At 64.0% G+C, this 13025-nt stretch carries 10 protein-coding genes and 2 pseudogenes; 4 read left to right on the top strand and 8 right to left on the bottom strand.

Translation table 11 applies throughout. The features are described 5' to 3' along the window. Window positions 1-5: 5 nt before the first annotated feature. Window positions 6-269, bottom strand: a complete 264-nt coding sequence (locus BUC24_RS08915; RefSeq protein WP_073213928.1) for a DUF2249 domain-containing protein — start codon at window positions 267-269, stop codon at window positions 6-8. A 67-nt stretch (window positions 270-336) separates the two neighbouring features. Beyond that, window positions 337-2613, bottom strand: a complete 2277-nt coding sequence (locus tag BUC24_RS08920) for a nitric-oxide reductase large subunit (protein ID WP_073213932.1) — start codon at window positions 2611-2613, stop codon at window positions 337-339. Between the two features lie 179 nt (window positions 2614-2792). On the opposite strand from BUC24_RS08920, the gene BUC24_RS08925 reads away from it, so the two are divergent. The 3 genes from BUC24_RS08925 to hemN all read left to right on the top strand — a co-directional run bounded on the left by BUC24_RS08925 (window position 2793) and on the right by hemN (window position 6069). Beyond that, window positions 2793-3266, top strand: a complete 474-nt coding sequence (locus tag BUC24_RS08925) for an RrF2 family transcriptional regulator (protein ID WP_073213936.1) — start codon at window positions 2793-2795, stop codon at window positions 3264-3266. A gap of 177 nt (window positions 3267-3443) precedes the next feature. After that, entirely contained in the window at window positions 3444-4631 is a 1188-nt protein-coding gene (locus tag BUC24_RS08930) for an NnrS family protein (protein WP_073213939.1), read from the top strand. 22 nt (window positions 4632-4653) lie between these two features. Then, the gene (gene hemN, locus BUC24_RS08935) at window positions 4654-6069 is read left to right on the top strand and encodes an oxygen-independent coproporphyrinogen III oxidase (protein ID WP_143167433.1); all 1416 of its coding nucleotides are present in this window, start codon (window positions 4654-4656) and stop codon (window positions 6067-6069) included. A gap of 13 nt (window positions 6070-6082) precedes the next feature. Here hemN and BUC24_RS08940 read toward each other — a convergent pair whose 3' ends face one another. Beyond that, the gene (locus tag BUC24_RS08940) at window positions 6083-6334 is read right to left on the bottom strand and encodes a heavy-metal-associated domain-containing protein (RefSeq protein WP_073213941.1); all 252 of its coding nucleotides are present in this window, start codon (window positions 6332-6334) and stop codon (window positions 6083-6085) included. 162 nt (window positions 6335-6496) lie between these two features. Between BUC24_RS08940 and BUC24_RS08945 the strand changes: the two genes are divergently transcribed. Beyond that, complete coding sequence (locus tag BUC24_RS08945; protein ID WP_073213945.1) at window positions 6497-6805, top strand: c-type cytochrome; 309 nt, start codon at window positions 6497-6499, stop codon at window positions 6803-6805. A 39-nt stretch (window positions 6806-6844) separates the two neighbouring features. Here BUC24_RS08945 and BUC24_RS08950 read toward each other — a convergent pair. From BUC24_RS08950 to ipdC, 5 genes and pseudogenes are all read right to left on the bottom strand, one after another. Then, window positions 6845-9310: pseudogene (locus BUC24_RS08950) on the bottom strand (adenosylcobalamin-dependent ribonucleoside-diphosphate reductase). A gap of 113 nt (window positions 9311-9423) precedes the next feature. Then, complete coding sequence (locus BUC24_RS08955; RefSeq protein ID WP_178372504.1) at window positions 9424-9822, bottom strand: cupredoxin domain-containing protein; 399 nt, start codon at window positions 9820-9822, stop codon at window positions 9424-9426. 71 nt (window positions 9823-9893) lie between these two features. Continuing rightward, a complete protein-coding gene (locus BUC24_RS08960) occupies window positions 9894-10367 on the bottom strand; it encodes a ubiquinone anaerobic biosynthesis accessory factor UbiT (protein WP_073213950.1) in 474 nt (157 codons plus the stop codon). A gap of 95 nt (window positions 10368-10462) precedes the next feature. After that, window positions 10463-11269, bottom strand: a pseudogene (locus BUC24_RS08965) (peptidase U32 family protein); the annotation flags it as partial. Further along, on the bottom strand, window positions 11263-12918 hold the full coding sequence (gene ipdC, locus BUC24_RS08970) for an indolepyruvate/phenylpyruvate decarboxylase (RefSeq protein WP_073213953.1): 1656 nt from the start codon (window positions 12916-12918) through the stop codon (window positions 11263-11265). The gene ipdC and the pseudogene BUC24_RS08965, both read right to left, overlap by 7 nt. Window positions 12919-13025: the final 107 nt, after the last annotated feature.

The following is a 13025-nucleotide window of genomic DNA, read 5'->3' on the forward strand; positions in this document are numbered from 1 at the left end:
CCGGCTCAGCCGATGACTTTGAAGTCGATAATGACCGCACCAGGCTCGCGCGCCAGATAGGCGGCGCGCAGGCGTGCGCCAAAATGGTGATCGAGCTGCTGCAGCAGGGGCAGGGGATCGTGGTCGTTATAAAAGCGCATCGTTTCGCCCACCGAGAGCGAGCCAAGCGCGCCGAAGATGGCGGCGTGGCGAAAGCGTCGCGCCACGCCGCGCGCATCGAATTCATAAATCCCGAAGTCGGAGTTGGGTTGGGAGCATTCGTGCATCATGGGGTTCTCCATGTTAAGTCGGATAGTGGCCGGCGCGCGCCAGTTGCACAGCGCCGGCCGGGTTGGATCAGGCAGCGCTGGCCAGGGCCGCTGCGGCCTGGGTGCGCGCGGCGCGGTTCTGGAACACCAGGCGCCACATGAACAGCACCAGGAACAGCACGCCGATCGTGAACACGATGTCACCGGGCACGCGCAGCCACACCATGGTCTCCATGAAGCTCGAGTGCACCACTTCGGCCGAGCGGGCATACCACACGCCACGGGTGATGCTGGCCCAGGCCTGGTAGATGCCGGCCGGGACCAGCGAGATGAAGACCATCATCGCCAGGCCCAGGTTCAGCAGCCAGAACATCGGACGCAGGGCGGCATCGGACCAGGCCAGGCGGTCGGACAGGCCGCGCAGGCAGAACAGCATCAGACCGATCCCAAGCATGCCGTACACGCCAAACAGGGCGGCGTGGCCGTGCGCTGCCGTCATGTTCATGCCTTGCATGTAGTACAGCGCGATCGGTGTATTGATCGAGAAGCCCAGCAGGCCGGCGCCGACCGTATTCCAGAAGCCGACAGCAATGAAGCACAAGATCGCCCACTTGTAATTCTGTACCCATGGCGCCGCCTGCGAGCGCTGGTAGTTGCGGTAGGCTTCAACCCCGATGATCGACAAGGGCACCACTTCCAGGGCCGAGAACATCGAGCCAATCGCAATGACCGACGTGGGCGTGCCGGTGAAGTACAGGTGATGCAAGGTGCCCAGAATGCCGCCGAACAGGAACACGATTGTTTCGAGCACGATGGCCGTGTTGGCCGACGCGGCGCGAATCAGGCCCAGACGGGTGAACAGCAGGGCGATGACGGCGGTGGCGAACACTTCGAAGAAACCTTCCACCCACAGATGGACCAGCCACCAGCGCCAGTACTCGACCATCGAATAATGGGTGCGTGGACCCCAGGTCAGCGAGGTGGCGTAAAAGCCGCCAATGCACACCGCTGCCAGGAACACCATGGCAATCAGACCGCGGCTGTCGGACGGTTTTTTCAGCGCTGGCCACAGACCGCGGCCCAGCAGCGTGGCCCAGAACAGCAGGCCGACGAACAGCAGAATCTGCCACACGCGGCCCATGCTGGTGAATTCCAGGCCCTGGTTGCCGATCCAGAAGGCGAATTCGGTGCCTTGTTTTTGCAGTGTGCCGAGCCAGCCAAACAGGGTCGAACCGGCCACGATGAACAGCAGCGCATAGAACAGCACATTCACGCCCAGTGCCTGGTATTTGGGCTCATGGCCGGAGATGGCGGGGGCGATATACAGACCGGTGGCCAGCCAGGCAGTGGCAATCCAGAGCACGGCAAACTGGGTGTGGATCGTGCGGCTGACGGTAAATGGCAGAATCTGCGCCAGCGGCAAGCCAAAGAAGCTGGTGCCTTCCACCGAATAGTGGGCGGTGATGATGCCCATCCCGATCTGGGCCAGGATCAATGCCACCACCACGAAGAAGTACTTGCGCGTGGCTTTCATCGAGGCTGTGGGCTTGAGATCAAACAGAGGATCGTTCTTGGGGGGGACGGGATCGTCTTCTTCCTTGTGCATGGAATGGAAGAAGATCATGCCGGCGATCGCGCCGATCATCAGGATCACGCTGGCGATCGACCACATGCCGGCGCCTGCCGTGGGGGTATTGCCCACCAGCGGTTCGTGTGGCCAGTTGCTGGTGTAGGACAGGTCTTCCTTGCCAGGCCGGTTGGCGGCCGCGGCCCATGAAGTCCAGAAGAAGAAGCCGGTCAGGCTCTTGCGGTCTGCCGCGACAGGCAGCGCATTGGGCGTCATGGCATATTGTTCACGCAAATTGTCGAGTGCCGTGGCGTCGCCGAACAGATCGTCAAAGTGACGCGCGGTGCGCCGTACCGCCTCGGCGCGGATGGGCGAGAGCACCAGCGCATCGGCCTTGGGGTCGTAGGTGTTGGCGCGCAGCTCCTGCTTGACCAGTACATCGACGCGGGCCCGGTCGCCCGTGTCCAGCTCGGCGTAAGGGCGGCCCAGATCGCGCTCGGCAATGATGTCCTGCAGGGCCAGCGCTTCGCGGTGCAGCCAGTCGGCCGACCAGTCTGGCGCCACATAACTGCCGTGCCCCCAGACAGTGCCCAGTTGCTGTCCGCCAGCGGACAGCCAGGCTTGCTGGCCATGCTGGACATGTTCTTTTGTATACAGGATGTCCCCGGTCGCAGTGCGGACCTGCAGGGGGATCGGCGGCGCCTCCAGGTAGATCTCGCGGCCAACCCAGCCAAGGGCGGCAAACGAAAGTACACAGATGACAGCGAGCCAGGTCCATAGTTTGCGCGTGGCGTGCATGACAATTTCCTTATTGATGAAGTGTGGTGAAACGGGGTGAGGCATTAAGCTGCATTTTATTTGTATGTTTTAGAAGATGTAAATGGAATGTATCTTTAAAATTGATCCAGTTTAGGTTTCGACGTAGATTGCGTGAACGGGTAAAATTATTCTTTCAGCGCTGCAGACCGGATCACCCGATGCGATTGACTTCCTACACCGACTACGCCCTGCGAACGCTCATGTTCCTGGCCGCCAACCAGGACCGCCTGGTCACCATCCAGGAAATCGCCGACACCCACGGCATCGCCAAAAATCACCTGAGCAAAGTCGTCCATCAGCTCGGACAACTCGGCTACATCGATACCTTGCGCGGACGCAGTGGCGGTCTGCGTCTGGGACGCGAACCGGCCGACATCAACATCGGCGCGGTGGTGCGCCAGACCGAAAACGACTTCTTCATGGCAGCCTGTTTCGATACCGCCTCGGCCGGGTGCATCTACGCCGGCCAGTGCAGCCTGCAAGGCACATTAAGCGCTGCCACCCACGCTTTCCTGGCCGTGCTTGACGGCGCCACGCTCGACAGCATGCTTGCGGCGAGCCAGTCCAAAAAAGGACCGCGCGGCGCAGTCAAGGCGGTACAGATGCATTTCAAAGCGCCGAAAGGCGCATGATCGCACTGACGGCAGGCCGATCTTAGCGGGCGCGGGCGCGCCTTGCCCATGATGTAGATCAAATTTTTTCGAAATGCAGCGCTGCCTGCAAATATAGTTTCGAACCCCGCTTTTTTCATTGCGCAGGCCGCCGCCAATCACTAACATGCATTAAAAATACATGTTAAGGAAACCGTGATGGCACTGCTGCACATCGATCCACCCGGGGCGGCGCCCCACACCTACGGCGGCCCGGCCTGGCTGGCGCTTGGCTTTCGTCCTTTCTATCTCGCTGGTGCGGCCTTTGCCGCGCTGGCCATTCCCTTGTGGCTGGCGCTGTACTACGGCCGCGTGGCCGGCGTGCCGCTGGGCGTGGTCTGGCACATGCATGAAATGGTGTTCGGCTTCGTGATCGCCATCGTGGTCGGCTTCATGTATACAGCAGGGCGCAACTGGACCGGGCTTTGGACCCCGCGCGGCGCCTGGCTGGGCTGTATCGCCGGCGTCTGGCTGGCGGGCAGGGTGGCGCAGTTGCTGGCGCCATCGCTGGCCACGGCCGCCATCGACGCGGCCTTCCTGCCGCTGGCAGCCTGGCCCATGTACCGGGTGCTGGCGCGCTCCGGCAACGCGCGCAACATGGTGCTGGTGGTGGTGTTGGCCCTGCTGACAGTGGCCAACCTGGTGTTTCATGCGGCGCAGCTGGGCATGCTGGCCGTGAGCCCGCTGCGGCCGGTCTATGCTGCCATCATTCTGGTCGTGGTGATCGAAACCATCATTGGCGGGCGCGTGATTCCCAACTTCACCGCCAACGCTGTCCCCGGGGTCAAGCCGGTCCCGCGCCCGTTGCTGGAGCGCGCCACCATGCTGCTGACCATCCTGGCTGGCCTGGGCTGGGTGATGGACGTGCCAGTGGCGCTGGCGGCGCCGCTGGCATTCGCTGCTGCACTGGCGCAAGCGGCACGCCTGGCCTTGTGGCAGCCATGGCGCACGCTGTCCCGGCCGATCCTGTGGATACTGCATATTTCCTACGCCTGGATTGCCCTCGGCATGGCCTTGCTGGGATTGGCCGAGATGGGCCTGGTGACCACCAGCGCAGCCGTGCATCTGCTGGCCGTGGGCGCGCTGGGCGGCCTGATTGTCGGCATGATCACGCGCACCGCGCTGGGCCATACGGGGCGTGCGCTGGCTGCAGGGCCTGCCGATGTGGCCATGTATGTGCTGATGCAGCTTGCCGTGCTGGCCCGTCTGGCCGCCGCCCTGAGCAACTGGCAGCGCGACGCTTTGCTGCTGCTGGCTGGTGCCTGCTGGAGCCTTACTTTCCTGATCTACCTGGCCGTGTATGGCCCGCGCCTGCTGGCGCCCCGCATCGACGGGCGCGAAGGCTGAACCAACAACCATGGAGCATGCAATGAACCACACCCCAACGACCGCGGTCGATTTCGATGCCGCCCTGATCGCAAAAATGAGCCAGCAAGGTCCACGCTACACTTCCTACCCGACCGCCGACCGCTTCCGCGCTGGCTACGGCCATGCGGAATACGCCGCCGTGGTGGCGACCCTGGGCCCGGCCCCGCAACGCTTACCGCTCTCGCTGTACCTGCACATTCCATTCTGCGAGTCGCTGTGCTATTACTGCGCCTGCAACAAGATCATTACCAGGGAGCGTGACAAGGCCGCGATCTACCTGACGTATCTGAAGCGTGAAATCAGCATGCAGGCCGCGCTGCTGGGCCGGGATCAGCAGGTCGAACAGCTGCACCTCGGTGGTGGAACGCCAACCTATTTGTCGGACGCCCAGATGGACGAGCTGATGGCGCATCTGCGCGCCTGCTTTGGCTTTGCCGGCGACCGGGACGGCGAATATTCCATCGAGATCGATCCGCGCACGGTCGATGCGGACCGCATCTTTTCCCTGCGGCGCCAGGGCTTCAATCGGATCAGCCTGGGTGTGCAGGACTTCGACCCCGGCGTGCAGGAGGCGGTCAACCGCATCCAGCCCGAGGCGCTGACGCTGAACGCCATCGCTGCGGCGCGGGCGGCAGGATTCCGCTCGATCAGCATCGATCTGATCTACGGTCTGCCGCGCCAGACGCTGCAGACCATGGACCAGACCTTGCACAAGGTGGTGGCGGCCAGTCCCGATCGCATCTCGATCTACAACTACGCGCACATGCCGCAGCTGTTCAAGTCGCAGCGCCTGATCATTGATGCAGAACTGCCCTCGGACCATGACAAGCTGGCCATGCTGGGGCTGTGCATCGAACGCCTGACCGCAGCCGGTTATGTCTATATCGGCATGGACCACTTCGCCAAGCCGGGTGACGAACTTGCGCTCGCCCAGCAGAGCGGCCAGCTGCATCGCAACTTCCAGGGCTATTCGACCCATGCCGATACCGACATGGTGTCGTGCGGGGTGTCGGCCATCAGCGCCGTCGGCCGCTCCTACTGTCAGAATGAGAAGTCGCTCGAGCGCTACTATGCGGGCCTCGATGCGGGCCATTTGCCGGTCGCGCGCGGTATTGCGCTCACGCGCGACGACGTGATCCGGCGCGACGTGATTGGACGCTTGATGTGCGACTTCAGCCTGAGCGTGCGGTCGGTCGAGCACGCGCACGGCATTGAATTTGCCGTGTACTTCGAAAAGGAGCTGGCCCGTCTGCGCGAATTCGAGGCTGATGGCTTGCTGACGATGTCCGATGCGGCGCTGACGGTAACAGCCCGTGGCCGCCTGCTGGTGCGTAATCTGTGCATGGTGTTCGATCAGTACTTCGGCACGCCGAACGACGTGCCCTTGCAGCGCATGCGCTACTCAAAAACCATTTGAGCAGCCCGTTTTCCTAGCCCCCGCAGCCGCCGCAGCAGCTGCCGCCGGCGTGGCGCGTGGCTTGTTGCGGATAGCCGGAGCGGGCCAATACGGTGCCCAGTTCCTGCGGCGAGGTGCGGTTCTGGTCGAAGCGCACTTCGACCACCCGTTCGCCGGACACGGCTTCGACCGCGTCCACTCCGGGTACCGCGCGCAGCGCATCCATGACTTTGATGACGCCGGCGACATCGAGAACGCTGGCCAATTGCAGACTGTGGTGAATCATTTTTTTCTCCTGGTTGACATGGTTGACGCTTTCATTATCGGGATCTGGGAGACGAGCGTCCTTAAAGCAGTTCAAGGATTTGCGCCGCCGTTGCAGACAGCGCCGCAGACAGGGTTCTACAATTATTTTTGCCGTACTTGCGGCTTTTTTCAGGAGATTGACATGAAGACCTTGGTATCTGTTTTACTCGCTTGTGCCGCCGCCACCGTGACCGTGCAGGCCCAGGCCAATGCGGATCTGGCGAAAGCGAAGAACTGCATGGGCTGCCATGCGCTGGACAAAAAGGTGATTGGCCCTGCCTTTCGTGACGTGGCAGCGAAATACGGCGCCCAGAAGGACGCTCAAGCCAGGCTGGTGGCCAGTATCACCAAGGGCAGCACCGGCACCTGGGGCCCCATGGCCATGCCCCCCAACGCCGTGAGCAACGATGAAGCGCAAACGCTGGCGAAATGGGTGCTGGCACAGAAGTAGCAGGGTTAGGCACGGCATGTTTGCCGGGCCCGTGGAACATCAGCCGCAGCTGCCGATATAGTGGCACTCGCCGCAATGGCTGCAGCCGTCCACTTTGTGCAAGGCCCGGGCCCCGCATTCGGGGCATTTGCGTGCGGTGCCGGCAGCTGGCAGCGGCGCCGGCGGCGCGGGCACGGCCGGCGCCGCCAATGTGCTGCGTTCGAGCTGGCGCGCCAGTTCGGCGACCGGGACCTGGTTGCCATTCCGATCCAGGAAGCCACGCCGTATCAGAACCCGTTGCAGCATGAAGGCAATGGCGCCCACTTCCGAGTCATGAAACGCCGGCACCTCGGTGCCATCCTCGCGCGTGAGCGTGCCGCAGCGCACCGGCCCCTTTTCCCATACCACCTCGCGCATGTCGGCCAGGGCTTTTGCCACCGAGCCGCCGGCCCTTGCCGCAAGCGACAGCAGACGCATGGTCGAGGTGATCCATTGCTGGCCGTCGCTGCGCTGATTGGCCGGCATGAAAAATTCAAACGGGCGCTCAATGAGCACCGGCTGGCCGTTCAGCCGGCCTTCGGCGCGGATGAAACTCACGGTCAGGTAGGCGGCCTTGCTGCCTTCCTGGGTTGCATAGCGTACCTTGCAAGTGACCGATTCCAGTTCACCCTGGGGCCGGTTGTCAAAGCGCTTGACCAGCGGATCGTCGTCGGGCAGCGGCGCTGGCGCGTCGGTCTGGGTGACGCTCAGTACACTGGCCAGGCCGGCGTTCGGCCGATACGTGGCCAGGCCCTTGAGGCCCGCCTCCCAGGCGTTCTGGTACAAATCCTTGAAGTCGGCGTAAGGGTAGTCGGCCGGCACATTGACCGTCTTGGAAATGGCCGTGTCGATGAAGGGCTGCACCGCCTGCATCATGCCCAGATGGTCACGCGCCGACATCTGCAGCGCGGTCACGAATTGCGGCGGCAGGCGCGCGTCGTCACGGACATCGTGTCCCAGGTGGCGATACACGCGCCAGGCATGGTCGGCCACTTCGTAGCTGCGGGTGCTGCCGTCGGCCATGCGCTTTTTGCGCCAGTACACCCATGAGAAGGCCGGTTCGATACCGTTCGATGCGTTGTCGGCAAACGCCAGCGTGATCGAGCCGGTGGGCGCGATCGACAGCAAATGGGAATTGCGGATGCCGTGCACGGCGATCCGGTCGCGCAGGTGCTGCGGCAGACGCGCCGTGAACTGGCCAGCCAGATAGGCGGATGCATCAAACAGAGGGAAGGGTCCTTTTTCGCGCGCCAGCTCGATCGAGGCATCATAGGCGGCATCGCGCAGTTGTTCGGCGATCAGCGCAGCTGTCTGGCGCCCCTGATCGCTGTCATACGCGATGCCCAGCATGACCAGCGCGCTACCCAATCCAAGAAACCCCAGTCCCACCCGGCGCTTTGTGTGGCCTTCCTGTTGCTGCTGCGGCAGTGGCCATTCGGTTGCGTCCAGTGCCAGATCGAGCATGCGCACCCCGACGGCGGCCACTTCACGCATGCGCTCCAGGTCCAGGCGTGCCTGTGGCGTGAAGGGCGCCACCACGAAACGGGTCAGATTGACCGAGCCGAGGTCGCAGCAGCCATACGCCGGCAATGGCTGTTCGCCGCAAGGGTTGGTCGCGCACAGGCGCTCGGCGTAATACAGATTGTTTTCGGCGTTGATGCGGTCGATGAACAGCACACCCGGTTCGGCGTGATCGTAGGTCGAGGTCATCACGGCATGCCACAGGGCGCTGGCATCAACGGTGCGTTACACCCACAGGCCATCTTCGCGCAGGAAGGCGCCAGCGTCGATCTGGTCGTCCGCCGGTTCTGCCGCATGGGCCAGTTCAAAGGACCGGCCTGCGGCGAGCGCCAGCATGAAGGCGTCAGTCACGGCGATCGACAGGTTAAAGTTGGTAAAGGCGCCGCTATGTTTGGCGCTGATGAAGCGTTCGATGTCCGGGTGGTCGATCCGCAGCACCCCCATCTGTGCGCCACGGCGCGCGCCGGCCGACTCCACCGTTTTGCACGAAGCGTCAAACACTTCCATGTACGAGACCGGGCCCGAGGCACGCGAATGGGTGCCCTTCACCTTGCTGCCGCAGGGGCGGATGGCGCTGAAATCGTAACCGACACCACCGCCCCGGCGCATGGTTTCGGCCGCTTCGGCCACAGCTGTGTAGATACCGGGCAGGCCATCGTGCCAGCCGGTGACCGCGTCGCCCACCGGTTGCACGAAACAGTTCATCAGGGTTGCCTTCATGCCCATGCCGGCAGCCGAGTTGATGCGGCCTGCAGGAACAAAGCCGGCTTGCTGGGCCCACAGGAATTTTTCTTCCATGGCGCTGCGCAGCTCCGGGATTTCATACTGCGCCAGAGCACGCGCCACGCGCGCCTGGATCGCCTCGACTGTGGTTTCACTGCCCTTGGCATATTTTTCGCACAATACGTCGAGCGCGACTTCTTGTGCCGGCAGGGGTTTGCCGAACATGTTTTCGTTTGCGTTCATTCTATTCCTGGAGTCCGATGGCACTGGGCGCCACCATGGCGCCAGCTGCGACGACTATGCGTGAACCGCAGCGCCAGTGCCTTAACGCAGGCTAAGAAATTCCGCTCTTGGGATCAGCGCACCTCGATCCGGCCGCGCATACCCGCCTCGTAGTGGCCCGGCAGCAGGCAGGCATAGTGTACGGTTCCCGCCTGCGCAAAGCGCCACACGATTTGCGCCTGGCCGCCTGGCGCCACGTGCGCCATGGAAGCTGCGCCGTGCGTCATGGATGGATCGCGCCGCATGGCTTGGCGGTGCTGTTCGATTTCGTCAGCGCTGCCAAGCACGATTTCGTGCATCAGCCGGCCCTGGTTGCGCAGCAGCAGGCGCACGGTCTGGCCGCGCTTGACCGTCAGCGTACTCGGTGCGTAGCGCATGCTGTCATACATCGCCAGTTCGACGGCGTGCTGCACGGCGTGTGCGTCTCCCGGTGCACCTGCCTGGGATGGCGCGCCTTCAGGTGCCCCGTGCATGTGGCCTGGCCCTGCACGAACATCGACAGAGAAAGTCAACGCCAGCATCCATATCAATTGAGCGCAGCGCTTCATGGCGCCGCCTTGCGCGTTTTAGATGGCGACAAGCGCGCCAGAAAATGCTCGAAGACGGCGCCGTCAAAGGCGTCCATGGTGTTCTTGAAGATCAGGCCAAGTTCGGTGTCGCCTTCCAGCGTCAGGCGACGGCTGAAGAACAGGCTGTCCGGGTCTTCTTCGCGCCGCGCCAGCAGCCACAGATCGTGCAGGCTGGCGCCAACAGTCAGGTCGGGTGTGGCGCTGCTGTCGGCAGGCTCAAATCGTTGGCCGCGCCAAAGCACATCGAAGGCCAGGCCCAGATCGAGCACGCGCAGGCGCAGGTGCCGTCCTTGCAGCGCCACGCGGGTGTCCGTTGGCAGCTGCGGTGCCAGCACGGCAGTCAAGGCGCGCGCAAACAACCACGAACCAGGGTAGACGGGCAGCCGTGCTGTCAGCGCCGCCAGCGATGGCAGGGGCCGGGGCGCTGGCCGGCACCCGCGCCAGCTCACGCGGCCACCTGCAGCATGCCGCTCTGGCCGTGCCAGTAGCCATTGCAGGCCTCACCGGTCAGCAGCGGCGCCAGCTGGGCGCGTGCGGTCTCGAGCGGCAGCAGTTCCAGCGTGTTCAGGCTGGCCGGTTCCTCGATGGCGTAATAGCTCTCGGCCTCCACTTCAAAACGGCCCTTGCACAAGGTGGGATAGCTGGCGTTTTCGCCCGCGCCGTAACGGTCGATCAGTACGCCGTTCAGACGTGCCTCGAGCGCACCAGGCTTCTCGACCCAGCGCACCGCCTTTGCCGGCGAACAGACACCGTGCGTGTTGGGCGACTCACCGGTGGCATACGATGACAGTGCGCAGCGGCCTTCCACCATCACGCACAGGCTGCCAAAGCCAAAGACCTCGATCTCGACTGGCGTATGGCCGATCAGCTGGCGTACCTGGGCCAGCGACAGCACCCGCGGCAGCACGGCGCGCACGATGCCGAAGTGGCGGTGGTAGAAGTTGATCGCCTCGGCGTTGGTGGCCGAGCCCTGGACTGACAAATGCAGGCGCAGGGCAGGGTGGCGCTCGGCCACGTAAGCCATCAGGGCGGGATCGGCGCAAATGAGTGCGTCGGCGCCGGCCCCGGCGGCGCGGTCGGCGGCGCTGCGCCAGGCGCGCCAATTGTCCGCCTGCGGATAGGTATTGAGCGCCACCAGCACCTTTCGCTCGTGTTGGTGGGCATAGGCGATACCCTGTTCAATGGCCCGGTCATCGAAATTGAGACCGGCGAAATTTCGCGCATTGGTCGCATCGCGAAACCCCAGGTAGACGCAGTCGGCGCCCTGGTCGACTGCCGCCTTGAGCGCGGGCAGACTGCCGGCCGGGCAGACCAGTTCCGGAACGCGGGCTTGATCGGGGGCGCTCAGCATGCTGCCTCCGCCGGTGCCACGGCGGCGGCAGGGTGCTGCAGCCGGCGCACGCCGTTGACGAAGCGCGCCAGCGTGGCCGATACGGTCCCACGCGGAATCATCACTTCGATCAGCTCGAAGCGGCCGCGGCGCGCCATGGCGCGATCAAGCGCTGCGCCCAGTTCGGCGCGCGTATGCACACGGCAGCCATGGCCGCCCAGCGCAGGCGCCATGTCGGCAAAATGCCAGTCGCTTAATTCGGTAAAGCGCGCCTCCGGCTCGAACGCGCGCAGCATTTCCCAGCTCTGGTTGTTGAAGACGATGACCAGCGGATCCCAGCCATAGCGCTGGCAGTTGCCCAGTTCCCAGCCCGTCATCTGGAAGGCGCCGTCGCCTACCAGAATCAGTGGCCGGCCTGCGCCGCCGGCTTGCAAGCCCAGACCGGCAGGGACGGCGTAGCCCATGCTGGCGTAGTAGCCCGGCGCGACCAGATCGGTGTGGACGATATCGAGCGCGGTAAACAGGCAGTCACCAATGTCGGCCGCCAGCGGCAGATTGGGGTGCTGCGACAGCAGGTCATTGATGGCGCGCGCCACATCCTGCGGGCCAATTGGCGCTGCGTCGCGCGGCAGTGTGTGGGCGTATTGCGGCGCCTGCAGGGCGGGCGCACGGACGTCCAGCCGGCGGCCCCGTTCAAGCAGTGCGTCGACCAGGGCCGCGAGCGTGACGGCCGGCCAGCTCTGGTAGCCCATTGTGACCGCGCCGTCGCTGGCCTGGATGCTGCGATGCAGATCGATTTTGCTGGCCGAGACGCCAAAATTGGTGTCCGAGACAATCACGCCCAGCATCAGCAAGGCATCGGCCTGTTCGACTGCATCGGCCAGTTCCGCCGGTCCCGCCACGCCCAGATAGGTGCCAAGGAGCTTGCAGTCGGCTTCGGCCAGCAGCCCCCGTCCCATGAAGGATGTGGCGACCGGAATGTCAAGCAGGCGCGCCAGACGCGCCACCTTGTCTTCAATGCCGTAGCGGCGAATTTCTACGCCCACCAGCATCAGTGGTGCGCGTGCGTTGCGCAATCGGGCCAGCACGGCGTCGACACAGGCATCGAGGGCGCGCGTGTCGGTCCGGGGCGCGGCCAGGCGCGGCACGCGCGCGCACGGCGCCAGCACCATGTCGCGCGGCAGCTCGATGTACACAGGGCGCGACTGCGCCAGGCAGTTGGCCAGTGCCCGCGCCAGATCGGCCGGCGCGCGGGCCGGATCGTCCAGCACCACCTGGTCGCAGGTGATCTCGCGGTAAATGGCCAGTTGCGAGTCGAGCGTGCGCACCTGGTGATGCAGCAGGTAGCCGGAGCGGCGTTCGGCGGCGCCGGGTGCGCCGGAGATGACCACCAGCGGCACTTTCTCCGCATACGAGGAGGCGACGGCGTTGACCATGTTGAGCGCACCAGCGCCATAAGTCACCACGGCCACGCCGGGGCGACGGTGGTAGCGCGCGGCCGCATCGGCGGCAAAGCCGACCGCCGGTTCGTGGCTCAAGGTATAGATGGGAAGCAGGGCGGACGCCTCGGCCTGGCGGAAAAAAGCCAGGATGAAGTCGCCAGGAATGCCAAACAGCTCGCGCGCGCCGTGATCGTGCAGCGCATGGAGAAGTGCCTGTGACAGGTTCATGAATTGGATGCTCAAAGAAGGTGGGGCGGGCCCAATGCCAGCCGCAGCCGCACTGTAGCGCGCACCAGGCGCGCACTTCCTTGACCTGCTTTAAGGATTTTGTAATC

The sequence above is a fragment of the Massilia sp. CF038 genome (assembly GCF_900129765.1).
GTDB lineage: Bacteria > Pseudomonadota > Gammaproteobacteria > Burkholderiales > Burkholderiaceae_D > Telluria_A.

What these genes read in the sequence shown, in the direction of transcription:
- BUC24_RS08920 (WP_073213932.1), bottom strand. Translation starts at nt 2,613, where the DNA reads ATGCACGCCACGCGCAAACTATGGACCTGGCTCGCTGTCATCTGTGTA.
- BUC24_RS08945 (WP_073213945.1), top strand. Translation starts at nt 6,497, where the DNA reads ATGAAGACCTTGGTATCTGTTTTACTCGCTTGTGCCGCCGCCACCGTG.
- ipdC (WP_073213953.1), bottom strand. Translation starts at nt 12,918, where the DNA reads ATGAACCTGTCACAGGCACTTCTCCATGCGCTGCACGATCACGGCGCG.
- hemN (WP_143167433.1), top strand. Translation starts at nt 4,654, where the DNA reads ATGAACCACACCCCAACGACCGCGGTCGATTTCGATGCCGCCCTGATC.
- BUC24_RS08940 (WP_073213941.1), bottom strand. Translation starts at nt 6,334, where the DNA reads ATGATTCACCACAGTCTGCAATTGGCCAGCGTTCTCGATGTCGCCGGC.
- BUC24_RS08915 (WP_073213928.1), bottom strand. Translation starts at nt 269, where the DNA reads ATGATGCACGAATGCTCCCAACCCAACTCCGACTTCGGGATTTATGAA.
- BUC24_RS08925 (WP_073213936.1), top strand. Translation starts at nt 2,793, where the DNA reads ATGCGATTGACTTCCTACACCGACTACGCCCTGCGAACGCTCATGTTC.
- BUC24_RS08955 (WP_178372504.1), bottom strand. Translation starts at nt 9,822, where the DNA reads ATGCACGGGGCACCTGAAGGCGCGCCATCCCAGGCAGGTGCACCGGGA.
- BUC24_RS08930 (WP_073213939.1), top strand. Translation starts at nt 3,444, where the DNA reads ATGGCACTGCTGCACATCGATCCACCCGGGGCGGCGCCCCACACCTAC.